This window comes from Acinetobacter sp. Ac8 (assembly GCF_055392545.1).
Genome location: NZ_AP043689.1, coordinates 703,717 through 729,391, shown reverse-complemented (window position 1 = coordinate 729,391; position 25,675 = coordinate 703,717). Strand labels below are relative to the sequence as shown.

The 25,675-nt window shown below is 39.0% G+C and carries 22 protein-coding genes; 7 read left to right on the top strand and 15 right to left on the bottom strand.

All coding sequences use genetic code 11. The features are described 5' to 3' along the window. Positions 1–75: 75 nt before the first annotated feature. Positions 76–531 (bottom strand): OmpA family protein, encoded by a 456-nt coding sequence (locus ACZ5QH_RS03465; RefSeq protein WP_166783166.1) that lies wholly within the window; start codon positions 529–531, stop codon positions 76–78. Positions 532–648: 117 nt separating this feature from the next. Further along, positions 649–1,680, bottom strand: coding sequence for an outer membrane protein Omp38 (omp38, locus tag ACZ5QH_RS03460; RefSeq protein WP_034609990.1), 1,032 nt, complete (start codon positions 1,678–1,680; stop codon positions 649–651). Between the two features lie 484 nt (positions 1,681–2,164). Between omp38 and ACZ5QH_RS03455 the strand changes: the two genes are divergently transcribed. Together ACZ5QH_RS03455 and ACZ5QH_RS03450 are read left to right on the top strand one after the other, a co-directional pair. Then, positions 2,165–2,587 carry a GspH/FimT family protein gene (locus ACZ5QH_RS03455; RefSeq protein WP_244015088.1) on the top strand — a complete coding sequence of 141 codons (423 nt, stop codon included), beginning with the start codon at positions 2,165–2,167 and terminating at the stop codon, positions 2,585–2,587. 117 nt (positions 2,588–2,704) lie between these two features. Next, complete coding sequence (locus ACZ5QH_RS03450; protein ID WP_303576760.1) at positions 2,705–3,880, top strand: thiolase family protein; 1,176 nt, start codon at positions 2,705–2,707, stop codon at positions 3,878–3,880. Between the two features lie 100 nt (positions 3,881–3,980). Here ACZ5QH_RS03450 and ACZ5QH_RS03445 read toward each other — a convergent pair whose 3' ends face one another. Continuing rightward, positions 3,981–6,698 carry a DUF2339 domain-containing protein gene (locus tag ACZ5QH_RS03445; protein WP_303576759.1) on the bottom strand — a complete coding sequence of 906 codons (2,718 nt, stop codon included), beginning with the start codon at positions 6,696–6,698 and terminating at the stop codon, positions 3,981–3,983. Between the two features lie 162 nt (positions 6,699–6,860). Between ACZ5QH_RS03445 and polA the strand changes: the two genes are divergently transcribed. Continuing rightward, on the top strand, positions 6,861–9,623 hold the full coding sequence (gene polA, locus ACZ5QH_RS03440; protein WP_303576758.1) for a DNA polymerase I: 2,763 nt from the start codon (positions 6,861–6,863) through the stop codon (positions 9,621–9,623). Between the two features lie 139 nt (positions 9,624–9,762). On the opposite strand, the gene ACZ5QH_RS03435 is transcribed toward polA, so the two are convergent. The 5 genes from ACZ5QH_RS03435 to ppx form a co-directional block, all read right to left on the bottom strand. After that, entirely contained in the window at positions 9,763–10,332 is a 570-nt protein-coding gene (locus ACZ5QH_RS03435) for a YggT family protein (protein ID WP_004723028.1), read from the bottom strand. 26 nt (positions 10,333–10,358) lie between these two features. Then, the gene (gene proC / locus ACZ5QH_RS03430) at positions 10,359–11,189 is read right to left on the bottom strand and encodes a pyrroline-5-carboxylate reductase (RefSeq protein WP_096733202.1); all 831 of its coding nucleotides are present in this window, start codon (positions 11,187–11,189) and stop codon (positions 10,359–10,361) included. A gap of 15 nt (positions 11,190–11,204) precedes the next feature. Beyond that, on the bottom strand, positions 11,205–12,566 hold the full coding sequence (gene tilS / locus ACZ5QH_RS03425) for a tRNA lysidine(34) synthetase TilS (RefSeq protein WP_303576757.1): 1,362 nt from the start codon (positions 12,564–12,566) through the stop codon (positions 11,205–11,207). Continuing rightward, positions 12,503–13,327 (bottom strand): acetyl-CoA carboxylase carboxyltransferase subunit alpha, encoded by an 825-nt coding sequence (locus ACZ5QH_RS03420; protein WP_004819131.1) that lies wholly within the window; start codon positions 13,325–13,327, stop codon positions 12,503–12,505. The genes tilS and ACZ5QH_RS03420 overlap by 64 nt, the downstream gene beginning before the upstream one ends. Before the next feature lie 102 nt (positions 13,328–13,429). Then, positions 13,430–14,950, bottom strand: coding sequence for an exopolyphosphatase (ppx, locus tag ACZ5QH_RS03415; protein ID WP_096733198.1), 1,521 nt, complete (start codon positions 14,948–14,950; stop codon positions 13,430–13,432). A gap of 292 nt (positions 14,951–15,242) precedes the next feature. On the opposite strand from ppx, the gene trxA reads away from it, so the two are divergent. The 3 genes from trxA to ACZ5QH_RS03400 all read left to right on the top strand — a co-directional run bounded on the left by trxA (position 15,243) and on the right by ACZ5QH_RS03400 (position 17,823). After that, a complete protein-coding gene (gene trxA, locus ACZ5QH_RS03410) occupies positions 15,243–15,569 on the top strand; it encodes a thioredoxin (protein WP_004723035.1) in 327 nt (108 codons plus the stop codon). Positions 15,570–15,913: 344 nt separating this feature from the next. Further along, complete coding sequence (gene rho / locus ACZ5QH_RS03405) at positions 15,914–17,182, top strand: transcription termination factor Rho (protein ID WP_004723038.1); 1,269 nt, start codon at positions 15,914–15,916, stop codon at positions 17,180–17,182. A 380-nt stretch (positions 17,183–17,562) separates the two neighbouring features. Beyond that, a complete protein-coding gene (locus ACZ5QH_RS03400) occupies positions 17,563–17,823 on the top strand; it encodes a hypothetical protein (RefSeq protein ID WP_034609976.1) in 261 nt (86 codons plus the stop codon). Positions 17,824–18,377: 554 nt separating this feature from the next. On the opposite strand, the gene ACZ5QH_RS03395 is transcribed toward ACZ5QH_RS03400, so the two are convergent. From ACZ5QH_RS03395 to pheS, 3 genes are all read right to left on the bottom strand, one after another. Further along, positions 18,378–18,674, bottom strand: a complete 297-nt coding sequence (locus ACZ5QH_RS03395) for an integration host factor subunit alpha (RefSeq protein WP_004723042.1) — start codon at positions 18,672–18,674, stop codon at positions 18,378–18,380. Beyond that, complete coding sequence (gene pheT, locus ACZ5QH_RS03390) at positions 18,671–21,052, bottom strand: phenylalanine--tRNA ligase subunit beta (protein ID WP_303576756.1); 2,382 nt, start codon at positions 21,050–21,052, stop codon at positions 18,671–18,673. The genes ACZ5QH_RS03395 and pheT overlap by 4 nt, the downstream gene beginning before the upstream one ends. A 130-nt stretch (positions 21,053–21,182) precedes the next feature. Beyond that, a complete protein-coding gene (gene pheS, locus ACZ5QH_RS03385) occupies positions 21,183–22,163 on the bottom strand; it encodes a phenylalanine--tRNA ligase subunit alpha (RefSeq protein WP_004723046.1) in 981 nt (326 codons plus the stop codon). 217 nt (positions 22,164–22,380) lie between these two features. Between pheS and ACZ5QH_RS03380 the strand changes: the two genes are divergently transcribed. Then, on the top strand, positions 22,381–23,409 hold the full coding sequence (locus tag ACZ5QH_RS03380) for a hypothetical protein (protein WP_303576755.1): 1,029 nt from the start codon (positions 22,381–22,383) through the stop codon (positions 23,407–23,409). Between the two features lie 44 nt (positions 23,410–23,453). Here ACZ5QH_RS03380 and ACZ5QH_RS03375 read toward each other — a convergent pair whose 3' ends face one another. The 4 genes from ACZ5QH_RS03375 to ACZ5QH_RS03360 all read right to left on the bottom strand — a co-directional run bounded on the left by ACZ5QH_RS03375 (position 23,454) and on the right by ACZ5QH_RS03360 (position 25,634). Beyond that, a complete protein-coding gene (locus tag ACZ5QH_RS03375) occupies positions 23,454–24,002 on the bottom strand; it encodes an NADAR family protein (RefSeq protein ID WP_303576754.1) in 549 nt (182 codons plus the stop codon). Next, complete coding sequence (locus ACZ5QH_RS03370) at positions 23,999–24,499, bottom strand: GNAT family N-acetyltransferase (RefSeq protein ID WP_303576753.1); 501 nt, start codon at positions 24,497–24,499, stop codon at positions 23,999–24,001. The genes ACZ5QH_RS03375 and ACZ5QH_RS03370 overlap by 4 nt, the downstream gene beginning before the upstream one ends. A gap of 308 nt (positions 24,500–24,807) precedes the next feature. Next, complete coding sequence (locus ACZ5QH_RS03365; RefSeq protein ID WP_303576752.1) at positions 24,808–25,338, bottom strand: P-loop NTPase family protein; 531 nt, start codon at positions 25,336–25,338, stop codon at positions 24,808–24,810. Between the two features lie 98 nt (positions 25,339–25,436). After that, positions 25,437–25,634: a hypothetical protein gene (locus ACZ5QH_RS03360; protein ID WP_004723056.1), complete on the bottom strand. Its 198-nt coding sequence runs from the start codon at positions 25,632–25,634 to the stop codon at positions 25,437–25,439. Positions 25,635–25,675: the final 41 nt, after the last annotated feature.

The window sequence follows — 25,675 nt, the reverse complement described above, 5'->3', positions numbered from 1 at the left end:
TCAATTTTCAAACTTGTAGAAATCACAATCAACAATTATAACGCTGTATGATCAAATTGAGAGGCTTTATCGAAATTACTTAATTTTTAAAGTCACCGTTACTCGTCTATTTTTCACTCTACCTTCAGCTGTTTTATTATCAGCAATTGGCTTGGTTGGTCCTAAACCGAGCGTAATCAATTGCTCTGGATTGACCTGATATTCGTTTAAGAGAAAATCTTTGACAATATTCGCGCGTGTTAAAGAAACTTTATTATTTGCAGCCAAAGAACCAGTACTGTCTGTATGACCTTCAATGTAAAGAACAAAATTTTTATTGTCTTTCAATAATTGTGAGGCAACAGATAAAGCAGGTTTATACTCAGCTTCAATGTCTGTCGATTTCGGTTGAAAATATATGGACAGCCCATTTTTCACTGACTTCACTTCATTTGGATATTGTTTTTGGATTGAAACACGATTTGAATTTATTGGTGTCGACGTACAGGCATTTAATGCCATGAGTACCAGTCCTAAAATGATATATTTCATCGTTAACCTGTAATTATTAATTTCTGATTCAATTTTATTTAGATATTCTAGAATTATAAGGACTTTAAATAAAAAAGCGACTCAATTGAGTCGCTTTTTTATTCACTAAATAAAGGATTATTTAGTTACAGTACGGCTACCAGTGATTGTCGCGAATACACGACGGTTCATAGCACGACCTTCTTTAGTTTTGTTGTCAGCAATCGGTTGATCCCAAGCGAAACCTTGAGTAGACAAACGAGATGCATCGATGTTGTACTCGCTTACAAGCGCTGATTTAACAGAGTTAGCACGAGCTAAAGATAAACGTTCGTTTAACTTACGTGGACCAGTGTTATCTGTATGACCTTCAATACGAGCAGTCGCATTCGGGAATGTAGTTAACGCATCAGCAACTTTAGCAACTTCTGGCTTGTATTGATCTTTGATGTTTGATTTGTTTGTATCAAAGAACACACGAAGTTCCATGTTCAAATCTTCAGTAAGAACTTGTGGAGCTGGTTCAACTGGAGTTGGAGCAACTGGAACCACTGGAGCAACTTCTACTACAGGAGCAGCAGGCTTCAAGTGACCACCAAGAACTACGTTAAGACCTGCAAGAGCAGTATAGTTCCAGAATTTTTCGTCAAAGTTATAAGTACCACGAGCTTCAGTACGAAGAGATAAAGCATCGTTTAAGCGCCAGAAAGCACCAACACCAGCATTACCTAAAGTACCTTCTTCGTTGTTATGGTAAGACATGTCATCAAGTTTATACTTGTAATGACCAGCACCTAACAATACATACGGTTTGATTTTGCTGTCATAGTTTTTAGTGATCAAATCAGAAGTAGCATAAAAGTTACCGTTGATTTGAGTTTGCTTGTATTCAGAACCAGCTACGCCAGTACCGTCAAGATCACCTTTAACTTGGTTATATTCAGCTTCAAAACCTAACCATGGAGTAAGTTCTACACCAAGTGCAGCACCAACGAATAAATCGTCTTGTAATTCAGGGCCGTTAGTTAACTCGCCTTTATTACCACCATTGTTGTGTTGAGTGTCTTGGAAAGTGTAACCAAGTAGTAAAGGTGTAACAGTTACACCAGCATTAGCAGCAGCGAATGGAGCGGCAACAAGCATAGCAAGTGCGATACGACTCAATTTCATGGATATCCTCCAGAGATAACAATTGTTGTTCAAGCTTAGCCTAAAATTTATTGGCTATCCTGAGATAAATTTTAATACCCCAGTATTATTTTTAAGCTACTCACGTTGAATCATACAAACACTTGAGGCTTTTTCCAAGTGCTTGATAACTTTAATCAAGTAAATTATTGACAAAATTACTTACAATTTCCGTTGTAATTCGGTAACTTTTTACTCAATTTTTTTGCGTGGATCGCTTATCTTTTTGCTACGTGCATTTTAGCAGTAAAAGAAACTGATAGTAATAAATATTTTACTACGTTAACATTTCAATTAAATTTAATAGAAAAATCATTATTTTTCAAATAAAAAACAAGACTTAACAGAAGATCCAAAGATGTATTTTTATTGTAAAGCGCGAGGTCTTACCTTGTTCGAGCTGATCACCACTATTTGTATCCTTACAATTATCTGCTTAATCTGTTTGCCCCATTATCATAATTGGATGCAAAAACAAGAGATTAGAATCATTTCCACACATATTCAACAGCATGTTTCTTATGCAAGAAGTCAAGCTTTAGTTCGACATACCACTGTGGTGATTTGCTCATCTGAAGATTTAATTCGATGTGAAAAAGATAAATGGAACAAAGGATTACTTATTTTTACAGACAAAAATAAAAACAAGCAGATTGATGAGGATGACCACATACTCCTCAAAACTGAAAATAAAATTAAATATGGCAAGCTGACTTGGGTGGGAAGTGCCAGTAGTAGAGATGTATTGACTTTACAAGGTGATACAGGTTTACCCAGAGGTTCACCTGGAAGTTTCTATTATTGTAGCCAATATGATGCAGAAAATAATAAGCGCTACAAAATCGGACGAATGGGCGCGATAAATTTAGGACCACCACCTGAATGTTAAAAACTGTTCTCTACGGTCAGCATATATTCAATCGCGAGACTTTATTCTTATACTATTTTTTATATACTGCTTAGGTTTTGGATATATTCACAGAATAATCATTTGGAGATTAAAACAATGACTGACATCGTAATTGTGAATGGTGCGCGTACAGCTATGGGTGGTTTTCAAGGAAGCCTGACCAGTTTGACTGCGCCAGAACTAGGTGCTGCGACGATTAAAGAAGCCATTGCCCGTGCTGGCTTACAACCAAATGATGTACAAGAAGTCATTATGGGATGTGTTTTACCTGCGGGTTTAAAACAAGGCCCGGCCCGCCAAGCGATGCGCAAAGCTGGTTTACCTGATTCAACTGGTGCTGTAACCATTAACAAATTGTGTGGTTCAGGCATGAAAGCAGTTATGCAGGCTGCGGATGCAATCAAAGCAGGTTCAGCAGAAGTGATTGTTGCTGGTGGTATGGAATCGATGACCAACGCACCTTATCTTTTGCCAAAAGCACGTAGCGGCTATCGTATGGGCCATGGCGAAGTAAAAGACCATATGTTCTTTGATGGCCTAGAAGATGCTGAAACAGGTCGTTTAATGGGTTCTTTTGCCCAAGATATGGCAAATAGCAAAGGCTATACACGCCAACAGATGGATGATTTTGCGATTCGTTCTTTACAACGTGCACAAAAAGCCATTACTGAAGGTTGGTTTAAAGACGAAATCGTTTCTGTCACAGTTTCAAGCCGTAAAGGCGATGTTGTTATCGATCAAGATGAACAACCATTTAATGCCAATATCGACAAAATCCCTAGCTTACGCCCTGCGTTTGCCAAAGATGGAACGATCACTGCAGCCAATGCCAGTTCAATTTCAGATGGCGCATCTGCGCTGGTTTTAACCTCTGCGGATCATGCTAATGCAAAAGGTCTTCAACCTTTAGCAAAAATTGTTGCCTATGCTTCAAACTCACAACACCCCTCTGAATTTACCATTGCCCCTGTAGGTGCAATCCAAAAGGTATTGGATAAAACCGGTTGGGATGTTCAAGATGTTGACTTATGGGAAATCAATGAAGCATTTGCTATGGTTACCATGTGCCCTATCGATGAATTTAAATTGGACGCTGAAAAAGTCAATATTCATGGTGGTGCATGTGCCCTCGGACATCCTGTTGGTTCTACAGGTTCACGCATCATCCTGACCTTGATTCATGCTTTAAAACGTACGGGTGGTAAAAAAGGTATTGCTGCGCTTTGTATTGGTGGTGGTGAGGCGACTGCTGTAGCGATTGAAATTCTTTAAGCACCTCAATCCTTGAATTAAAAAGAGGCGTCTACGAGTTGGTAGACGCCTCTTTTATTTTGCTTTCACTTTAACAACTTAAATATCGCTCAATTCATAATTAAGGATTTAAATTTTTCTGCGCTGGAATCGGGGCAATATAAGCAATAATCAGCATCACAAAACCCGCGCCCAAGAAAGAAATCACGCGTGTTAACGTTCCAATATGAGATAAATCAAACAGTACCAATTTTAAGGTGACAATCACCAAAATGCTTCCCCCTAAAATCCATAAAGGACGTAATAACTTACGGCTAGCAAAGCTCATCGCAATAAAGGCTAAGCTCACCCAAAGTAAGGTTAGGCTCAGTTGCGCAGTGGCATCTTGCCAAAGACTCAGTTGGTTATAAGGTGTAGCAAAATACACATGTAAGGCTCTTAGAATGATATAACTACTCAGCCATAACAAACTTAAAACACACAGTACAGCAAGTATTCCATGGTCAATACCCTGCTTTAAACCGTGTTTAAATTGAAGATTTAGCATCCAGAAAAAACCAATTAACATGGCGATACTGACCAAATCAAATGGGTTTAAGACTGGCAATAAATATCCTTGAAATGCTTGTTGTGAAAATAGCTGAGAACAAATCATCCAAATCAACATCAGCAACAAACTGCTTCGCGTTTGCCAAAACATCGTCCATTCTGAGTTTTTCTGAAAGAAGCACCATCCACAAAACACTAAAGGTAAAATTACCACGCTGATATAAGGCATCGTTGCAATTAAACTAAGACTGCTTAGACTTAAACTGATTAAAACACCTAAACTGAGCCATTCACTTTCAAACTGTAGCCCTTTTGAAGGTCTTAACCAGATTGCCGCTAGCACTAAACCTGAAACTGCGATACCCCATCGTTCAATATCACTGGTCCATAGCAACATGCCATTTTTACTGATATCCAGCAATAAAATGAGTGTAAATACATAGACGGGAATTACCCCAATCCATTTTGGAATCAACCATGTTGATCTGGCCTTTAGCCATAACATCAACTCATTCATCAACAGATAAGCAATAACCACAATCAATACAGTGTATATATATCGATTTTCTCCCTCTAAGTGATCAAGCAATAATGCAAGAATCATCGTGGTTGCAGAAATCATCAGCAGGCTTAAAAACAAGGTCGTTACTGAACTGATCTGTTTGCGAAAATCATCACGGCTATTTGCCAATAACACCATGGCGATATAACTTAAACTTAAGCACCAATACATCGTGGTTGGAAAATCAGGCAATTCAAACAAGTAATAAAGGCTTGAACAGCCTGCAACAATCAACAAGGCAATCGCCATATAACGACTGATCATCGATTGTCGATATAAAGCAAAGCCAAAAATACAGAGGCCTTCAACAGCCCACCCCACCACACTCCACTGACCATGCAGAAGAATCGGTGGAATTAAAGCAATAAAAATCAATGCCAAACTAAAATAACTTTGAGAAATCAGTTGAATAGATTGGTTACGTTTTGAGAGCTGATAAATCCCTGCAAACACCACAGCAAAACCCAAGCTAAAACCAGCAAGAATCAGTTCTTGGTGAAAATACATTAAATATAAGAATAAATAGCCAATAATCGGTGCACCAAAAATCAACGCAACATCTAAACTGGGTTTCAGTTTAAATTGCTCAAGATCCTGTTTGGCGATCAATTGACTGAATCGAAAACCAAGCCAAATGAATACTGCAAGATGTGCAAGAATAAGTATCGTGAGTGATTGTTTTTCTTGACTATAGCCATGATAGAACGCATAACCACCACCAATGATTACAGTCACTAAAAAACCGATCTGATTTAAATATTTCCAAGGTCTTAAGGTACTGAGTATAGCAATCGCAATGTTAATCACTAAATAATAAGCCATCAGTTCTGCTACCGTTGCATTTCGCACAGGCAACGTAAATGGCGCAATATAAGCAATAAGCACGGCCATCAATGCCAATTCCACGCTTTGCTGCTTTAAACTTAAACTCAGTGTCAGTGCCATAATTACAGCAAAACACAAACTTGCTAGATAAAGACTCGGAATCACCTGGTTGTAGTAGGCAAAGAATAAAGTTAAAAATAATCCCGCCAGCCCCAAGCCCTCTATTGCCAAGGCAAAACTGCGATTTTTATTTTGTAGCAACACACCCAACGCGGTGATTGCACCACTGGACAAGGCAACGATTGAAAGTTTGACGGCTAAACTTAATTGCCAATGCTCTGTCGCAAAACGCAGCAATAACACAATACCAATCACCAAAACCAAGATTGCAACTTTCAAAACAGGATTGCCTTGAAAAATCCATTGGCGAATTTGCCCCATTAAGTTCAGCGATGAATCTTGTGACGTGCCGATGTTTTGTTGAATAGATGATGGATTGTTTAAATCTGGAGATCGCTGTTCTGACAAATTCAAGTGTTGAATTTGCAATTGAACTTGGCTCAAATAGCGCTCTAAACGGCGTAACCAGCGTAAGAAAAAGAAAATCCAAGCAGTTAGACCTAAACCCACCATCCAGCTCAAATGCAGTGTTAAACCTACAACAGCAATAATCGAAGAGACATATAATGGCACTTTCGAGGTGCTTTGCAGTGGAACCCGTGTCTGTTGCGCGATCTGTTGCAATGGATCTTGAATCGCATCCACATACTGCATCACACTCATGACAAATGCCAAACCACAGATGTAGGTCAATATCCGTGCATCCAAAAACCATGCACTGACTGCGATAATGATCAGCATCATTAACCAAATGATGCGAATTTCACTCTGCCCTTTGAGCATATTTCATCTTTCTCGATCCTGAGTAACTCGATGATACAACAGCCTTGCCTGATGATTATGTGAATTCATCAGATATTCAGTAACACAAGGATGACTGTTGCATCTTCGCAAGCGCAAAAAATCACGTACAATAAAGCGGTTATTTGAATTAGGAAAATATCAATGCCACCATTTGTATTGGTCGATGGGTCATACTTTTTATTTCGTGCTTTTCATGCACTCCCACCTTTAACCACATCAACTGGATTACAGACCAATGCGATTCGCGGGGCAATTTCTGCAATTCAAAAACTGATGCGTCGTGTGCAACCAACACATATGGCGGTTATTTTTGACACACCTGAACCCACTTTCCGCCATGTACTGTCACCGATATATAAAGGTGACCGCCCAAGCATGCCAGAAGAATTATCTCAACAAATCCCTTATTTGCATGCCTTGATTCGTGCTTTAGGTATTCCTTTACATACGCTTCCGGGTGCTGAAGCGGATGACATCATTGGAACCTTGGCAAAACGTGCTGAAAAAGCCGGTCATCAAGTTTTGATTTCTACGGGTGATAAAGACATGGCTCAGTTGGTCACGGATAAAGTGACCCTCGAAGACAGTTTTAAAGACAAACCGATGGATGTCGATGGTGTAATCGAAAAATTTGGCGTTCGTCCAGATCAAATTATTGATTATTTAACCTTGATGGGTGATGCCTCTGATGGTATTCGTGGTGTACCTGGTGTTGGTGCAAAAACGGCCGCTAAGCTGTTAAATGAATATGGTACGATTGCTGGCATTTTAGAAAATGTTGACAATATCAAAGGTAAAGTTGGACAAAGTTTAAAAGACAATGTTGAAGGGATTGCACTTGATCATCAATTGGCAAGTATAGTTATCGATCTCGATTTAAGCTTGAGCTATGATGATTTAAAGCTGTGTGAACCTGATGTTGAAGCATTACGCAACTTGTATACTGAACTTGAATTCCGTAATCAATTACAATCGCTAGATCATCCAAATAATCCAAATAGCTCTACATATAAACAAACAACACAAAGTATTAGCAAAACTGAGCAGCCTGTTGAAAGTGAAATTACAGATCAAGCAACAAGTTCGAGTGTTGATGACCGTCTTGGTGAAGCCACTTATCATACTGTTTTAAGTCAAGAAGCATGGGATAAGCTCTTCCAGCGCTTAAGCACAGAAAAACGTTTTGCAATTGACACTGAAACCACAAGTTTAGATTACCGTATCGCTGAAATGGTCGGTTTTTCAGTGGCTTTTGATGCCAATGATGCTTATTACATCCCTTTGGCACATGATTATGAAGGTGCACCTGAGCAACTCAATCGCGATGCGATTATTCAGCAAATCAAACCGATTCTTGAAGATCCAAGTGTTGAAAAAATTGGACATCATTTAAAATATGATGCACATATTTTTGAAAATCACGGTATCCATTTACAAGGCTGGTACTTTGACACCATGCTGGCCTCTTATGTCTTGAATGCAGTAACAACACGCCATGGTATGGATGATGTTGCGCGCGTTTACCTGAGCCATTTGACCACGACTTTTGAACAAGTTGCTGGTAAAGGTGCAAAACAAAAGACCTTTAATCAAATCGAGATTGAAACCGCTGGACATTATGCCGCAGAAGATGCGCATGTCACCTACCGTCTCTATGAAGTTTTAGAACGTAAGCTAAAAGAAATTCCTGAACTGATCAATATTTTACATCACATTGAAATGCCAGTAGCCAGTGTTTTGGCCACCATGGAAGAAAATGGGATTGAACTTAATCTAAGCTTCTTGGATCAGCTCAGTGTGGACTTTGCCAATACCATTCAAAATCTTGAAAATCAAATTATCGAAATCGCTGGCGAATCTTTTAATGTCGGTTCACCCAAACAAGTCGGTGAAGTTTTATTTGAAAAATTAGGTTTAAAAGGTGGCAAAAAAACTGCAACGGGACAATACAGTACCTCTGAAGCGGTTTTAGAAAAAATCGATCATCCAATTACTGAACTGATCATTGAGTATCGTGGTTTAACCAAGCTTAGAAGTACCTATACCGAAGCCTTAGTCAAACAAGCCAATCCCGATACCCACCGCGTACATACCAGTTACCATCAAGCCTTAACAGCAACAGGTCGTTTGTCTTCAACCGATCCAAACCTACAGAACATTCCGATACGTGAAGAAATTGGTCGTCAGATTCGTAAAGCCTTTATTGCACCTCAAGGGCGTGTACTTTTGGCAGCCGATTATTCACAAATTGAATTACGTTTAATGGCGCATTTCTCACAAGATGATGCTTTGGTTGATGCCTTTCAAAATGGGCAAGATGTACACCGTCGTACAGCATCCGAGGTCTTGGGTGTCGCGCTGGAAAATGTAACCTCTGATCAACGCCGCCAAGCCAAAGCCGTTAACTTTGGTTTATTGTACGGCATGTCTGAGTTTGGTTTGATTCGTCAACTGGGCTTTACTCGTGAAGAATCGCAAAACTATATTAAGCAATACTTCCACCGTTATCCGGGTATTTATGAGTATATGCAACGTACCCGCCAAGTGGCATTGGAACAAGGTTTTGTAGAAACCATTACAGGTCGTCGTTTATATACACCAGATATTGACGCTCGAAATATGATGGTGCGCAAAGGTGCGGAACGTGCTGCGATTAATGCCCCACTCCAAGGCTCTGCGGCTGAAATCATTAAAATGGCGATGATTGAAGTCAATAAAATCTTACCCCAAGATCAGGCCAAACTTTTACTTCAAGTACACGATGAATTGGTGTTTGAAGTTGATGAAGCTATTGCAGATCAATTGGCTGCACAGATTAAAGATGTAATGCAAAAAGTCGTCACCTTATCAGTACCTTTAGTTGTTGAAGTCGGTCAAGGTAAGAATTGGGGTGAAGCACATTAAGCCTTTGAAACATTCCCTAACTTTCTAGAACAGGGTTAGGGAGATGTCATCTTTTGTTGAAAATATACTCAATGTTATATTTTTTAACATGCATAAAAAAAGGACTCTATTGAGTCCTTTTACTATTTTAACTGGTGAATTAAAGACCTGTTAGCAATGCAATCGCAGCATAATCCATAACTTTTTCAGCAATGATCAATGCCAAAATCGCTAAAATTGGAGAAAGATCAATCATTCCCATATTTGGCATGATACGACGGAACGGCGCCAATAATGGTTCAGCAAGCTCTTGAATGACTTCAATATAAGGTGATCTCGACTGAGTAAACATCACCACCCAACTGAGAATAATAGTCGCAAAAATTAAATAGCGACAAAAACGAATCAGGTCTTGGATCATGGTCACAAAAGTTAGAATGATCAAATGTACAGGACTATTGGGTATTGCACCTTGCAAGTACATCATTCCAAAAATTTTAAGCAGATATAATACCACCAGCAAAACTAATGCAGCTGTATTTACTCGCCCTTTGGCCAAAGGCGGAAAAATTCGCCCAAACATATCCACAATTTTTGTCGCTTTAACTGTCGACATCACCACTGGATTGTATGGACTCACCATGGCCAATTGCATTAAAAAACGAAAGAATACGAGCAAAATCGCTACGTTAATAATAATGCCAAAAATTTGCGCAGAATTTGCACCCATACTGGAACGTTCCTAAAAATCAATAATTATTTAATGCTGTCACTTAATTCTTGAGCCAGTTCCTGACTACGCTTCTGCGCAGCAGCTAAAGCTGTCTGAATATTTTGAGAAATTTGAGCACGATCAAATACTTCTAAAGCAGCTTGTGTAGTGCCGTTTGGAGAAGTCACATTTTTACGCAATTCTGATGGCGCATTTGAGCTGGTAATTGCCATTTGTGCTGCACCAAGTGCTGTCTGTAAAGTTAAAGCGGTCGCAACCTTTTCATCTAAACCCATATTTTTTCCAGCACGAATCATGCTTTCCATCATATAGAAGAAATATGCAGGACCAGAACCAGAAACAGCGGTCACAGCATCAATCTGTGCTTCAGAACTCACCCAAAGCGTTAAACCTGTCGCAGCAAGTACTTGTGTTGCCAATTCGCGGTCTTTAGCACTGACCTCTGGTTTCGCAAACATACCATGTGCACCAGTTTGAACCAAAGCAGGAGTATTCGGCATAACACGAACAACACGCTCACTGCTAGTTAAGTCTGAAATCGTTTTAATTTCAGCACCAGCAACGATCGAGATTAATAATTTATCTTCGAGTAAACCTTTTAAAGGTTTAAGCACCCCACCCAAAACTTGAGGTTTTACAGCAAAAACAACAATATCGGCATTTTTAATTGCTGCGATATTATCATCAGTCACATGAACATCTTTTTCTTGTAGCAATTGTCGAATATTTTCAAAGGGGTCAGAAACTGTAATACGTGTTGCAGGTAATCCACGACTCAACAAGCCACCGATTAGGGCTTGTGCCATATTCCCACCACCAATGAAAGTAATATTACAATTTAACGCTGCACTCATGAATCACGCTCGACCTTAGTTTTTTAACTCAGAGATTAAATTTGGTTGCCAGCCACCCACTTCACAATATTCAGATTGCGCCAACCAAAAACCATTTGGTGTAAACACCCCAAGCATAACATTATCTACACTTAATATTTGAATTGTATGACGCATCCACGGAAAAATATGTGCTTCTTGAATGGCTTTTTTCAAAGGCCAAGCACCGACTCTGCCATAAAGATGAATTTTTTCACCACCCAAACGCGGCTTTAATGTTAGCTTATGATTGAATAATGCAAAAGCCAGGCCCATTTTAGAGCTTTCGATCTGAAACACACCAGATGTGAATTGTAGTTGTTGATGAAGCTGAAATTGAACTTCCTGTTCTTGAGGCAATTGTTTAGATTTTGATGCTAAATATTGGTTTTGTTCAATTCGATACAACTGATTTTGATAACGTAAATAATAAAAATGATTCCAATGTAAAGCAGCTTGCGCATCTGTTTTAGACTCAATTACTTCATCTTGTAGCCTTTGCACCATGTCCAAGGCTGGGCGATATGTCCCCTCACCTTTCATCCATACCGATAAAAGTTGCCGCTGTCTAGCAGGGGAAAGAGAGGCCAATTTGGCTAAATCCAATTGTGCAGGATGACCACAAAAGCTTAAATCCTGCTGTACCACTTCATTGAGAATTTCATCAGCATCTTGCATTAAATAGCTGGTACGTGCCAATGCTTGCTGCATTTTAGGATAACGACTTTGCAAAATATGCCAAAGTTCATGTCTACACCATGCACGGTCATAATGTGTATCTAAATTGGAAGGATCGTCCACATAATCGATTTGCAGTTGCTTAACCCATTGGCAAATCTGCTCACGGGAAGTATCGAGTAAAGGTCGCCAAATCAGCAATTGATCGCGCTGATCGATGGATTGCATCGCAGATAGACCTTTAACCCCAGCACCTGACAACAAACGCAACATTAACGTTTCAGCCTGATCTTGCTGATGATGTGCAAGAACCAATACCTCATTTTCATCGATATGCTGTAAATAGGCTTGATAACGTGCTTGACGTGCTTGATTCTCAAGATTGCCTTGAGTGACTTGAACCGACTGAAGAATATAAGGAATATTCAGCGCTGTACATTGTTGAGCCACAAAATCAGCCCATACATCACTGACTTTTTGCAGGTGATGATTGACATAAATTGCACGAATTTGCTTGGGGAAAAGTTGTGCCATCAGATGTAGCAACAGCATGGAATCCATGCCACCACTACATCCGATTAAGAAACGAGTATTTTCAGGAAATTGAGAATACTGTTTTAAGAAGCAAGACCTAAATTGTCGCTGCCAAACTTCATTAAACGTTGATAACGTGCTTCGCATCGTTCTTCCGCAGTCATTGGCTGTAATTCATCAAGCGCTTGTTTTAACACATCCTTGAGTTTTTCCATAACCTCAAAAGGATGTAAATGAGCACCCTCGCCTTCATCAACCACATATTCAACAATACCAATTTCTTTGAGCTTGTCAGCAGTTAATGCAAGTGCTTCACTGGCTTGCTCTGCTTTATCTGCAGTTTTCCAGAGAATAGAAGCACAACCTTCAGGTGAAATCACAGAGTAAATACTGTGTGAAAGCATAATAACGCGATCAGCAACACCGATGCCCAAAGCACCACCAGAACCACCTTCACCTAAAACTGTTGCAATGACTGGCACTTTAAGGCTTGAAAGTTGCGCCAAGCTGGTTGCAATTGCTTCTGCTTGACCACGCTCTTCAGCACCAATACCCGGGTATGCTCCCATGGTGTCAACAAAGGTAAACACAGGAAGATTAAAGCGTTCCGCCATATCGAGTAAGCGTTGCGACTTTCTGTATCCTTCAGGATTACACATCCCAAAGTTATGCTGTAATTTTTCACGCGTGCTACGACCACGGTGTTGGCCCACAACCATTACGGGTTGGCCGTTAAAACGGGCCAATCCCCCCACCATTGCACCATCATCACCGTATAAACGATCACCATGCAAGGTATCAAATTCAGTAAAGATTTCGCCTACGTAATCCAAAAATTGCGGACGCTCAGGGTGACGTGCAATTTGAACCGTTTTCCAAGCTTGAGATTGAGCAGCTTTATTTTTCATAAGTCGAGTATTATCCCTAATTCACCGATGGATTACGCATCGGAAGTTTAGGTTTAAATGATATAAAATGATTGATCATTTCATCATCATAAAACCTTTAAGTTAATCGATAAACTGTTCCGACTGAATATTCAATTCAATGTCCCAATGCTTAAATTGCACTTGCTCATCATGCAAATCTGCAACCAGCAATGGCCATTGTTTGGCATCACCAGAAACGCTGAGTTGCCATTGTTGCTCATTCTCTACCGTCAATTCAATGGCAGGAAGCATCTCATCGCTACGACTATGATTCAGTAAAACTGCAAGACGAAGCAACAAACACAAGTACACAAGCTTGTTGCCGCCCACTTTTAACACGTCTAGTTTGGCATCTACGCGTAATTTACGACGGTGATGAGCGACCAAATGTGACAAATGGTTTTGATCAATTTGCGAAAAACCGGGGATGTCTGAATGTTGTAATAAATAAGCACTGTGCTTTTGATAACCACTATGGCTAATGGCTAAACCGATCTCATGTAAATAAGCAGCTCGACGCAATAGATCACTATCATCACTGTTTAAGTTAAGTGTACTGGCAACAGCATTAAACAAATGTTGTGCAGTTTCAACCACACGCTCAGCTTGTTTTGCATCTGCGCCATAGCGTCCCATCATCGCCTGTACACTGCGATCGCGAATATCTTCATGTTGGAAACGGCCGAGTAAGTCATACATTACACCTTCACGTAATGCCCCATCTGAATACACCAATTTATCAATATTCAAGACTTCAAACACAGCATAAAGGATCGCTAAACCCGCAGGTAATACTGCTCGGCGATCTTCTTTTAAACCATCAAATTCCATATCTGAAATATTTTTAAATTTCAGTAATTTGTCTTTTAATTTTTCTAAACCTTCACGAGTCAGATTCTCTTGCTCATCACTCCAGCCCATATTGACCGCAATTTGGCGACATGCTTTGATGGTTCCACTAGAACCGACCACAGTATCCCAGCCCGCAGCTTTATAGGTATTTGCAATCGAAGATAATTCTTTACGCGCAGCAACCACAGCTTTATCAAAAGCTTTGTTGTTAATATCACCATCAGCAAAATAGGCTTTAGTAAAGGCCACACAGCCCATTTGTAAAGATTCGGTATGAATCGGCTCGAACTCTTCACCAATAATCAGTTCAGTAGATCCACCACCAATATCAATCACCAGACGACGACCACTATTGGCCATGGTATGGGAAACACCCAAGTAAATGAGTCGGGCTTCTTCTCGTCCCGCAATAATTTCAATCGGCTTTGGCAAGATCTCCGCTGCTTTTTGAATAAATTCATGTCCATTTTTCGCTTGACGCAGCGCATTTGTCGCGACAATTCTGAGTCGAGTCGGCTGTACTGAACTTAAACGCCCAACAAATCGCGCTAAGCAAGCCAAGCCCCGTTGCTGTGCAGCTTCAGTTAAGTTTTTATTTTCATCTAATCCAGCCGCAAGCTGAACCTTTTCTGACATAGAAGCAACTTTCTTAACTTCACCATGATCCACACGAGCAATTGCCAAATGGAAACTATTTGACCCCATATCAATCGCAGCAAGTAATTCTTCATCAATCAAAAAATCAGACATTATTTATACAAACTCATACTGAATTGCTGCTTAGATTAATTCACATACACGCTTTTTAAAAGCCATTTATTTAGACAATTTGATGAGTCATTATTTTTTCAGCATATATGACAATTATGTGACAGTTTCACTGCTTTTTCTAAAGATCCGATTGTAAATATCGTGAGCATCAATTGGACAAACTCACAAATTAGAATGAAAATTTAAGTATCCCCCTACATTGTTAAAGATGACTATGTAATACTTATATCCATAGATAGATTCATCTTTAAAATATTTTGGAGCAAAATCCATGTCTGGCAATATCGTAAATACCACTGATGACAACTTTGATGCAGATGTACTTCAATCCGATATCCCTGTAATCGTAGATTTCTGGGCAGGCTGGTGTGCACCGTGTAAAGCGATTGCACCAGTACTTGAAGTACTTTCAACTGAATTTGAAGGTAAAGTTAAAATCGTTAAAGTGGATGTAACTGCATGTGAAGCAACTGCGGTCAACTACAACATTCGTAACATTCCAGCATTATTGATGTTTAAAAATGGTGAAGTTGTTGCTCAACAAATTGGTGCAGTGCCAAAATCTAAATTAACTGCATTCATTGAAGAAAATATTTAATTTGCTGAATTTATACATTATTTGTATAAATCTAGGAAAATGAGAAATACGCTTGATTTTCTAGCGTATTTTTTTTCGACTATAATTTGACAAACTTGTTGATCTAACTTATATTCCATGCTCAAGGAACATTAGGATTCTCTTCCTGTTTCTTAAAGGACAACACATAAGATCGCCGTTCGGCAACAGAAATTGTTTTACATATTTCTCCTCGAAAGAACTACATAGATTCTGAGTTTGTTTTTGTGTCTATACAATTTCAACTCACCTATTACACTGCTGGCGACTTTTGCTTCTTTTCTCTTTATCTGTGTTCCACACATCCTTATTCAATCTGACCATTTATGAATTTAACTGAACTCAAGAAAAAACCGATCGGCGAACTCATTAAAATTGCTGAGTTTATGGGCCTTGAAGGAATGGCTCGTAACCGTAAGCAAGACATCATTTTTGCCATCCTCAAACGCCATGCAATGAATGGCGAAGAAATTTTTGGTGATGGTGTTCTTGAAATTTTGTCTGATGGTTTCGGCTTTTTACGCTCCGCTGCAGGTTCTTATCTTGCAGGTCCGGATGATATCTATGTTAGTCCTTCACAAATTCGTCGTTTTAATCTACGAACTGGTGATACGATTACAGGTACGATTCGCCCACCTAAAGAAGGTGAACGTTACTTTGCATTATTAAAAGTTAATCAAATTAACTATGACACCCCTGAAAACTCACGCAATAAAATTTTATTTGAAAACCTCACACCACTTTTCCCAACTGAGCAATTGGTTATGGAGCTGGGTAATGGTTCTTCTGAAGATTTGACAGCGCGTGTCGTTGACTTGGTTGCACCCATCGGTAAAGGTCAACGTTCAATTATCGTGGCACCGCCAAAAGCGGGTAAAACGATGTTATTACAGAACATTGCCCAATCTATTGTGCGTAACAATCCTGAATGTTTCTTGATTGTTCTTCTGATCGACGAGCGTCCTGAAGAAGTGACAGAAATGGAACGTACTGTGCGTGGTGAAGTTGTTGCATCAACCTTTGATGAATCTCCAGCTCGCCATGTCCAAGTTGCTGAAATGGTGATTGAAAAAGCCAAACGTCTGGTAGAGCACAAAAAAGATGTTGTGATCTTACTTGACTCAATCACGCGTTTAGCCCGTGCTTATAACACTGTTGTTCCTTCATCTGGCAAGGTACTTACTGGTGGTGTTGATGCACATGCCTTAGAACGCCCTAAACGTTTCTTTGGTGCTGCACGTAATATTGAAGAAGGCGGTTCTCTCACCATTATTTCTACTGCATTGATTGAAACAGGCAGTAAAATGGATGAAGTGATCTACGAAGAATTCAAAGGTACAGGTAACCAAGAAATCATCCTTGATCGCCGTATTGCTGAAAAACGCGTCTTCCCAGCAATGAATATCAAAAAATCAGGCACGCGTCGTGAAGAGCGTCTCATGAGCGAAGAAAACCTACGTAAAGTATGGATTCTTCGTAAACTTCTTCATCCTATGGATGAATTAGTGGCGATGGAATTCTTGTTGGATCGCATGAAAGAAACCAAAACCAATGATGATTTCTTTGATCAAATGAAGCGCAAAGCTGCCAACTAATTCGACAAATACTTAAAAAGGCTACTCTAAGAGTAGCCTTTTTATTTGGTTGACATTATTTACATAAATATACAATCATCGAGTTTCAACGTTACACGATATTGCAAATATTTGAATATAAAAATTATTCATCAAGATTTTTTATATTTATTAATAACTTATTTATCAATAAACCAATCTAAAAACGCAACTTGATTGTAAAATACTGTTAAAAAAACATCATTTTTTCATCAATTTGGTCAGTTTTTTTAAGATAAACAGTAGCAATTCAAAATGCGCAGTGATAGCATATTCGCATACCAGTTAGACTGCTCATGCAAAAAGCAAAAAACAGGCTAACTTGGGTTTTTTGTCTCTATTAAATTTATGAGAGTGATGCCATGTTATTCAAAAAAATCGCTATTGCTGCTGCAGTTGCTACTACTTTAGCTTTCGTTGGTTGTGCTAAAAAAACTGAAGAAGCTGCTGCTGATGCAAACGCTGCTGCTTCTCAAGCTGTAGAAGCTGCTTCTGAAGCTACTGCTGCTGTTGACGCTGCTGCTGCATCTGCTACTGATGCTGCTGCTGACGCTACTGCTGCTGCATCTGATGCTACTGCTGCTGCTGCAGACGCTTCTGCTGCTGCTTCAGCTGCTCAATAATAATCGCTTAGATTATTATCAAGAAAAGAGAACCTTTTAGGTTCTCTTTTTTTTGCTTTGTTTTTTACTTTAAAGTTTAAATAATCATAAACAAGCCGCATTACCCTTCACTACAGAACCCTTAGATCCAATAAGTACAAAATCACACCACTCTATTTTACTTTGGTTATTGCCCTTTAAAATTGCAAGCGTATTCAGATCAACTTAACCAATACTAGAATAGCTTTACTTATTTGTATTTTTATAAAGATGCTAAGAATTTTCTTAAAATAAATTTATCCCACATAAGGGCCTCACTTTTAACCAACAATTACAAAATCTCTCCCTACCCTGTTGTTAATTAAAACCGCATCTAGATAAACCATTTGATCTTTGGGTATAGAGATAAAAAAAGATATTCCAGTCTTATCACTGTGATTACAGCAAACTGGTTAATCGAATTCAAATGATGTTTATTTCTGGCAATAAAAAACCCCAAGCAGATTACTCAGGGTTTTTATCTTACAAAACTTTTAGATTACAGAGCTTTCATCTTACGACACACAAATTGCCGATTAATCTTCTTGTTCTGTACCCACACGTTGTCTAAATTTTTGACCTGCACGGAATGTTACAACTCGACGTGCTGAGATTGGAATCTCTTCTCCAGTTTTAGGATTTCGACCTGGACGTTGACGTTTGTCACGTAGTTCAAAATTTCCGAAACCTGAAAGTTTGACTTGTTCGCCTGCAATTAATGCTTGGCTAATCTCGTCAAAGAACAACTCGACCATTTGTTTTGCTTCACGACGGTTTAAACTCGTAAGCTCACTTAAATGATCAGCCATTTCTGCTTTTGTTAATGCTGTCATGAGGCCCTCAATGTCGCTTGATAAGTGTCTTCTAACACTTGAATAATATGATCCATACCGGATTTAATCTCAGCATCTTCGAGTGTACGTGATGGATGTTGCCATAACAATGCAAATGCTAAAGAGCGCTTACCTTGTTCAACACCTTGCCCTGTATACACATCAAATAACCAAGTAGAGTCTAAAAGCTCTCCACCCGTTTTTTCGATAAGTTGCTGAATTTCACTAACATTAATCTTATCACTAATTACAAGCGCAATATCACGTCTAACCGATGGAAATCGTGATAATTCTGTAAAATTAGATACATAAGTTTGCAAAACAGCCGATTGGTCGAGCTCTGCGATCCAAGTTGTGCTCAAATCCAGTGCATTTTCCAAAGATGGATGTAGACGACCTAAATAACCTACTGATTTCCCATCCACGAGAATTTCCGCAGATTGACCTGGATGTAACCATTCACGATCAGAACGAACATATTCAACTTGAACACGTCCAGCTGCTAAAATTTCTTCGACCTCGCCTTTGAGATCAAAGAAATCCATAACTTGAGCTTTTCCATGCCAAGATTCAATTTGTTTTGATCCTACAGCAATCATAGCCAAAGTTGGAATCTGTTTCAAATCTTCTATACTTTTCGCGTTTTGATAATCAAAACGTAGCCCTAGCTCAAAGAAACGCACACGACTTTGTTGACGATTGATATTGTACTGAACACACGGAATTAAGCTTGAAAGTAAAGTTGAGCGCATGACCGCCAAATCACTTGAAATCGGATTTGCAAGCGCCAATGGATTTACTTGTGAATTCAATTGTTTTTCAAGTTTTAAATCTGCAAAACTAAAACTAATCGCCTCTTGATAACCCAGTGTTACTAAAGTTTGACGTAACTGAGTCAGTTCAAATTGATCCTGATGCTTAGCAAGTTTTACATCAATCACTGGCAGACTAATTTGAATATTGTCATAACCATGTATACGCGCAACTTCTTCAATTAAATCTTGATAAATTGCCATATCGTAACGATGTGATGGTGGTACAACAGTCCATTCACCTTCAGCTGTTACAGTCACATCACAACCTAAACGTTGCAGCGCATCTGTAATAAATGCAGTAGGAACTTGATAACCTAGCAATTGATCCACTTGCGCTTGATTCAACTCAATTGCTTCGCGTTTAGGCAACAATTCAGTTTTTTCAGATACGGTAATTGGACCGAAATCACCACCTGCAAGAGTTTGAATCAATTGTGAAGCGCGTTGCATTGCGATCATAGGCAATTCAAAGTCCACACCACGTTCATAACGTTGTGACGCATCTGTATGCAAACCATAACGACGTGCGCGCCCTGCGATATGTAATGGTGCAAAGAATGCAGATTCAAGGAAAATCTCAGTGGTTTCATCTGTTACAGATGAGGACAAACCACCCATGATGCCTGCGATCGCCAATGCTTTTACATCATCTGCAATCACCATAACATCTTCAGTCAATTCAATTTCTTGTTCATTTAACAAAACAAGCTTTTCATTTGCACTTGCCTGACGCACATGCACTGAACCTTGAACCTGACCACCATCAAACGCATGTAACGGCTGACCAAGTTCCATAAGCACATAATTGGTAATATCAACAAGAATACTGTGTTGACGAATACCTGAACGTGCTAGAGCTTGCTCCATCCATGCAGGCGTAGCTGCTTTGGTATTTACATTTTTAATTACACGACCTAAGTAACGAGGGCAACCACCCGTTGTCACAACAACTTGCTTCTGATCAGCAATCGTAGCCGCAACCTCTTGAATTTCAGGTGCTGTTACAGGCAATTGGTTAATTACCCCAATTTCACGTGCCACTCCACGAATACTAAAACAGTCACCACGGTTTGGCGTGATGCTGATATCAATCACATGATCATCAAGATTTAAATATTCTCGAATATTTGTGCCTACAGGCGCATCAGTAGGAAGTTCTAACAGACCGTCAATTTTATCTTCAAGGTCAATTTCTGAAGCGCCGCAGAGCATCCCTTGTGATTCAACACCACGAAGTTTGCCTTTTTTAATTTTAAAATCGCCTGGAAGCACTGCACCAATGGTTGCAACTGGCACTTTCATTCCAGCACGTACATTTGGTGCACCACATACGATTTGCAAAGGTTCACCCGAACCAATATTCACTGTGGTGACACGTAAACGATCTGCATCAGGATGCTGTACAACAGTTAAAACTTCACCAATCACCACACCTGTAAATGGTTTAGCTGCGGGAACCAGTTCATCAACCTCAAGTCCCAACATGGTCAGTTGATCAGACAAAGTATCGCTATCAATTGCAGGGTTGACCCATGTGCGAAGCCAATTTTCGCTAATTTTCATTTCTAAAACCTATATTCAATATCTATGAATTCCTCTCTGACTCTCTTTTAAAAAGAGGCAGAACCCTTCGTCTCATTATCTTGGACATCCCCTCTCCTTTTAGGAGAGGTCAGGGAGAGGTATAAATTTGTTAAGCAAATTGGCGTAAAAAACGCACATCGTTTTGGTAGAACATACGCAAATCATTGATGCCATAACGTAACATTGCGAAACGCTCTACACCAAGACCAAATGCAAAGCCTTTATATTTTTCAGGATCAATACCCGCAGCTTGTAAAACATTTGGATGCACCATACCGCAACCCAAAACTTCTAACCAACGACCACGCTCATCCATAATATCCACCTCAGCACTTGGCTCTGTGAATGGGAAATAAGACGGACGGAAGCGTACTTTTAAATCTTTCTCAAAAAATTCATTCAGCAGATTAATCAACAAACCTTTTAATTCTGCGAAGCTGGTATTTTCAGCAACGTATAAACCTTCGATTTGATGGAACATTGGAGAATGGGTTTGATCTGAGTCACAACGATAGACACGCCCCGGACAAACGATACGAATCGGTGGTTGCGAGTTTTCCATTGTGCGTACTTGTACACCTGAAGTATGGGTACGTAGCAAATGGTTTGCATCAAAATAAAACGTATCATGCATCGCACGTGCTGGATGATGTCCTGGAATATTCAATGCTTCAAAGTTGTGATAATCATCTTCAACTTCTGGCCCTGTCGCAACAGTAAAACCCGCTTTGGTAAAGAATTGGCAAATACGTTCTTGAACCTGAGTAACGGGATGAATACTTCCTACAGCTTGCCCACGTCCTGGCAAAGTAATATCAATTGTTTCACTTGCTAGCTTTAATTCTAATTCAGCTTTCTGTAATTCAGTTTGGCGTTCAGTCAATGCTGCACTGATCGCTTCACGTACTGCATGAATTGCAGCGCCCTGAACTTTACGCTCTTCAGGGTCCATTTTGCCAAGTGCCTTAGATTGTTCCGCAAGCTGGCTTTTTTTCCCTGTAAATTGCACTCGTACTTGGTCGAGTGTAGTCAGGTCTTGAGCTGCTGCAATCGCAGCGAGCGCTTCAGTGGTCAGGGCTTCCAGTGACATAGTAACTCTCAAAGCAATATTTTAGAAAAATAATATAACTCTATATTCTAACAGTTTTTATGCAGTTGAATGAAGTTTCCGCTTTACAAAAAATACGATTAGTCACAACTTATTCTAAATAATTTGTATATTTCCCTGTTTGATTCCTGTTGAAATGCTAGAACTTTGATTTATAAAAAGTATAAAATGGATTTAATGTCGCTGAGATCTATAAAAAATGGCACTCGATCAAATCTGGAAACGTCAACTTACACTCGTCACTTATGGCAATGAGTATCTCACTCAAGGGATCAGTTTTTCTCGTTGGGTCAATCATGCCATTTTTAATCAGCATGCTTTTAGCTTCCGTGATTTAACCAAACAGCACCTATTGGCACAGCATTTTCAGATTTGGCTTGAAGGGCTAAAAAAACAAGGCGTGTATCGCCTCAGCTTACATAGCGCGAGCATTTTAAATGATGAACAAAATCCAAATGCCAATGTTGAACTGTTAGCCATCCCACACTTTATTGTTAGCCATGATCAACAAAAGAAAACTGCATGGATTTTTGGTAAAGAATTGGCAGAATGGTATAGCGCAGACAATGATTATGAAGCGCCTGAGCAACAACGCCCCAATTTACGTACCGAGATTTTTTGGCGCTATGATCTCAATGCAAAACTGATTAAACGGATTGAACAAGATTTAGTTCAACCGAATTGGGATGATATTCAAGTTTATACAGACAATGAATTGTTCGATACTCAATATGCCAAAAGTTTTCCAGAACCTGTAAATAAAGATTTACCTTATTATGGATTAGATGAAACGCTATACACGACCGAGGATTCAAGCCTTAAACTTGCGCTGTTACCCACTGACTATCAAGCTGATTACGCACATGAAACCTTCTGTCGTATCGATGCATTAGAAAGCTTTATTTCTACAAAATTAAAGCATCCCTATGATGAAAATGAGCAAATCATGAGCCCTGAAGAACAAATGAATTTGCGCCATTTCCTGCAAAAAGTTGAAGATTTAAAATCAAAATTTATTGTTAAAGTTGCAAATCATTATAAATCTGCACGCTTAACACCAAAACAAATTGCTTCACCCTTTGACGCGCATGACAATATCAAAACCGAGCAGCGTCAAGCGTTTAACAGCAAGGCAAATCCTGAGCATAAACCCGGTAAAACAGGTGTTTTTGCATTAATTATTGTGACCATTTTAATCTGCCTTGCGGCTTATTATTTTGGACTATAATGTCTTATCTATTTGATAAAATGAATCTTAAAAAGAAAGCAACATTAAAGTTGCTTTCTTACTTCCATTAAGGCAAAACCCAAAAGATTTAAACCTTGCCATGCGTTTGGATTTGTCGCATTAACATGATCTGCTGCAAGTCCAATCCCCCAAATTTGATCTACAGGCGAGGCTTCAACGATGATCTGATCTGAGGTACTCAGTAGAAACGTTTTAAGATCATTGTCTTGAGAAAACTTAGCCAAATTACCTTGAACCACAATTTCATAACGATGAGCAATCCAAATCTCATCTTGATAATTTTTGACCAAACGACCTAATGCTTTTATTTTCTTAGGATCATCTGTTTGTAAAATTTTCTGAAAAATATCCTCGTCATTAAATAGTTTGGCTTTCTGCACCATCATATACTGTTCTGTACTTTGATAATTGACACCATCAATTTCAAATTTTGCAGGAAACCATTGACTTAAACAGCTCTTGTCTATTTTTCCAGAAGTCTTTTGACTATGCCCCCAAAAACACAAATAACTATACTTTTGCCCGTTCTTTACTTGTTCTTGTAAAGTTGTTAAAAATTGAGAATCACTCATTTTATTGTCCTATGATTAATATCCCACTGATACGATACTTCTGTTATGCCATCACCATAATCAGAAAGAATCTCTTCTCCAAGTACATTTCCCCCTAATTTCTCATAGAAATGACGGCTTGGATTTTTATTGATCACGCCCAAGCGAATAAATTGATAATGCTTAGCATGAGCATATTGATAAAAGCGCTCAAACATCTCACGACCAACACCTTGTTTTTGAATTTTCTTTAATAAATAAAAAGCATCAATTTCTGCGATATTATGCGTTGTATTAAAATAACCACTTAAAAAACCAACAATTTGGCCATCTTGCTCATATACCAGTACATGGTGATCTTGATGCGAAAAAATCTGTTGCCAAAGCTGTACTCGCTTTTCGATATCTGCGCGATCTATAATTTCTTGCTTAATCATACCAGTATAGGTTTCATTCCAGCTTTGCACATGTACTTCAGCAATCTGCTGAGCATCACCTATAACAGCTAATCGAATCATATCATCCTCATTTAATTGGGACTTACCTCGAAAGCAAACTTTATACCCTTCAAAAAATTAGGTAAAAAACTTTTTTATATTGTTTAATCTTACATGTTTGTATCTGTCGCGCGATGTCATGGATATCAGCAACGGGGAAAGTACTGCACATACCCCATCCAATCCAAGATTTTTATCACGTTGTATGCCAAGTAAAAACATAGCTGTCTGTAGCGCGGCTTAAGATATCATCTACACAAATATATTCAATCAATACATGGTATAGCAGGATAAGTTAACTTTTAGAGGCACTGGTGAGTTATGACGCGTCAAATAGACGCTAAAAATTGATCAATATCTTTTCGCGATTTTAAATGGATAAATCGAATATGTGAATATTGAGGATCATTCATCATCGTTATATATTGCTGACGATTTTTTTGATGCGTTTTAATCATCCACCAAATAATCGAATCACGACTAAACATCTTACTAAAACTTTCACGATTATTTGAACTCTCCCAAAGTCTGTGTCTAAAAATAGCACGACGAACAGCTCTCTGTATGGATTGGTAAAGATTGATATAAAAAGGAATATCCAACCAAATTACAGTATCGATATCTCGCCATTTGATCTGCGTGGTTCGCGTATAATTACCATCTATGACGAAACCAGATTTAGCTTGATCTAATTTGGCCTGAATTTTCTGAAAAAATGCAGTATCGGTAGACTCTTGCCAATCATCCAGCCAAAATAAATCATCCAATTCAATGTAGGTGAGTTTTAATTTTTGAGCCAGTCTTATTGAAAATGTTGTTTTTCCTGACGCAGAAGTCCCCACGACATTGATGCGTTTCATAGATTTAAGAACTCTCTAAAAATAAAAAAGTAGCCAAATAAGCTACTTTAGATCACATAACAACCCAATCATGATTCAATCATTTTAGCTGATCTATATCAAAATACGGGCCGTATGCTGAGTATCACTTTATGTTCATTTGCATGCTGATTAATATAGTGCTCAACTGCTGTTACTTCACCTTTAACTTCTGCATCTGCACCATACATCACTTTTAAAACTTCCCCAACTCTGGGTAGTAGTTGCAACTCAACTTCAATTGCACCTTGTTGTAAACCTTCAATCTCAACACGCATACCTACTCCATCATTTTCTATTATTCGTTGTTCTACTCTAT

Coding starts and splice junctions, on each gene's coding strand:
- ACZ5QH_RS03445 (WP_303576759.1), bottom strand. CDS start 6,698: ATGCTCAAAGGGCAGAGTGAAATTCGCATCATTTGGTTAATGATGCTG.
- ACZ5QH_RS03380 (WP_303576755.1), top strand. CDS start 22,381: ATGGCACTCGATCAAATCTGGAAACGTCAACTTACACTCGTCACTTAT.
- ppx (WP_096733198.1), bottom strand. CDS start 14,950: ATGTCTGATTTTTTGATTGATGAAGAATTACTTGCTGCGATTGATATG.
- ACZ5QH_RS03450 (WP_303576760.1), top strand. CDS start 2,705: ATGACTGACATCGTAATTGTGAATGGTGCGCGTACAGCTATGGGTGGT.
- polA (WP_303576758.1), top strand. CDS start 6,861: ATGCCACCATTTGTATTGGTCGATGGGTCATACTTTTTATTTCGTGCT.
- ACZ5QH_RS03455 (WP_244015088.1), top strand. CDS start 2,165: ATGCAAAAACAAGAGATTAGAATCATTTCCACACATATTCAACAGCAT.
- ACZ5QH_RS03395 (WP_004723042.1), bottom strand. CDS start 18,674: ATGACAGCATTAACAAAAGCAGAAATGGCTGATCATTTAAGTGAGCTT.
- ACZ5QH_RS03420 (WP_004819131.1), bottom strand. CDS start 13,327: ATGAAAAATAAAGCTGCTCAATCTCAAGCTTGGAAAACGGTTCAAATT.
- pheT (WP_303576756.1), bottom strand. CDS start 21,052: ATGAAAATTAGCGAAAATTGGCTTCGCACATGGGTCAACCCTGCAATT.
- ACZ5QH_RS03360 (WP_004723056.1), bottom strand. CDS start 25,634: ATGCGTGTTGAGATTGAAGGTTTACAACAAGGTGCAATTGAAGTTGAG.
- proC (WP_096733202.1), bottom strand. CDS start 11,189: ATGAGTGCAGCGTTAAATTGTAATATTACTTTCATTGGTGGTGGGAAT.
- tilS (WP_303576757.1), bottom strand. CDS start 12,566: ATGCGAAGCACGTTATCAACGTTTAATGAAGTTTGGCAGCGACAATTT.
- trxA (WP_004723035.1), top strand. CDS start 15,243: ATGTCTGGCAATATCGTAAATACCACTGATGACAACTTTGATGCAGAT.
- ACZ5QH_RS03400 (WP_034609976.1), top strand. CDS start 17,563: ATGTTATTCAAAAAAATCGCTATTGCTGCTGCAGTTGCTACTACTTTA.
- rho (WP_004723038.1), top strand. CDS start 15,914: ATGAATTTAACTGAACTCAAGAAAAAACCGATCGGCGAACTCATTAAA.
- ACZ5QH_RS03435 (WP_004723028.1), bottom strand. CDS start 10,332: ATGGGTGCAAATTCTGCGCAAATTTTTGGCATTATTATTAACGTAGCG.
- ACZ5QH_RS03375 (WP_303576754.1), bottom strand. CDS start 24,002: ATGAGTGATTCTCAATTTTTAACAACTTTACAAGAACAAGTAAAGAAC.
- ACZ5QH_RS03370 (WP_303576753.1), bottom strand. CDS start 24,499: ATGATTCGATTAGCTGTTATAGGTGATGCTCAGCAGATTGCTGAAGTA.
- omp38 (WP_034609990.1), bottom strand. CDS start 1,680: ATGAAATTGAGTCGTATCGCACTTGCTATGCTTGTTGCCGCTCCATTC.
- pheS (WP_004723046.1), bottom strand. CDS start 22,163: ATGTCACTGGAAGCCCTGACCACTGAAGCGCTCGCTGCGATTGCAGCA.
- ACZ5QH_RS03365 (WP_303576752.1), bottom strand. CDS start 25,338: ATGAAACGCATCAATGTCGTGGGGACTTCTGCGTCAGGAAAAACAACA.
- ACZ5QH_RS03465 (WP_166783166.1), bottom strand. CDS start 531: ATGAAATATATCATTTTAGGACTGGTACTCATGGCATTAAATGCCTGT.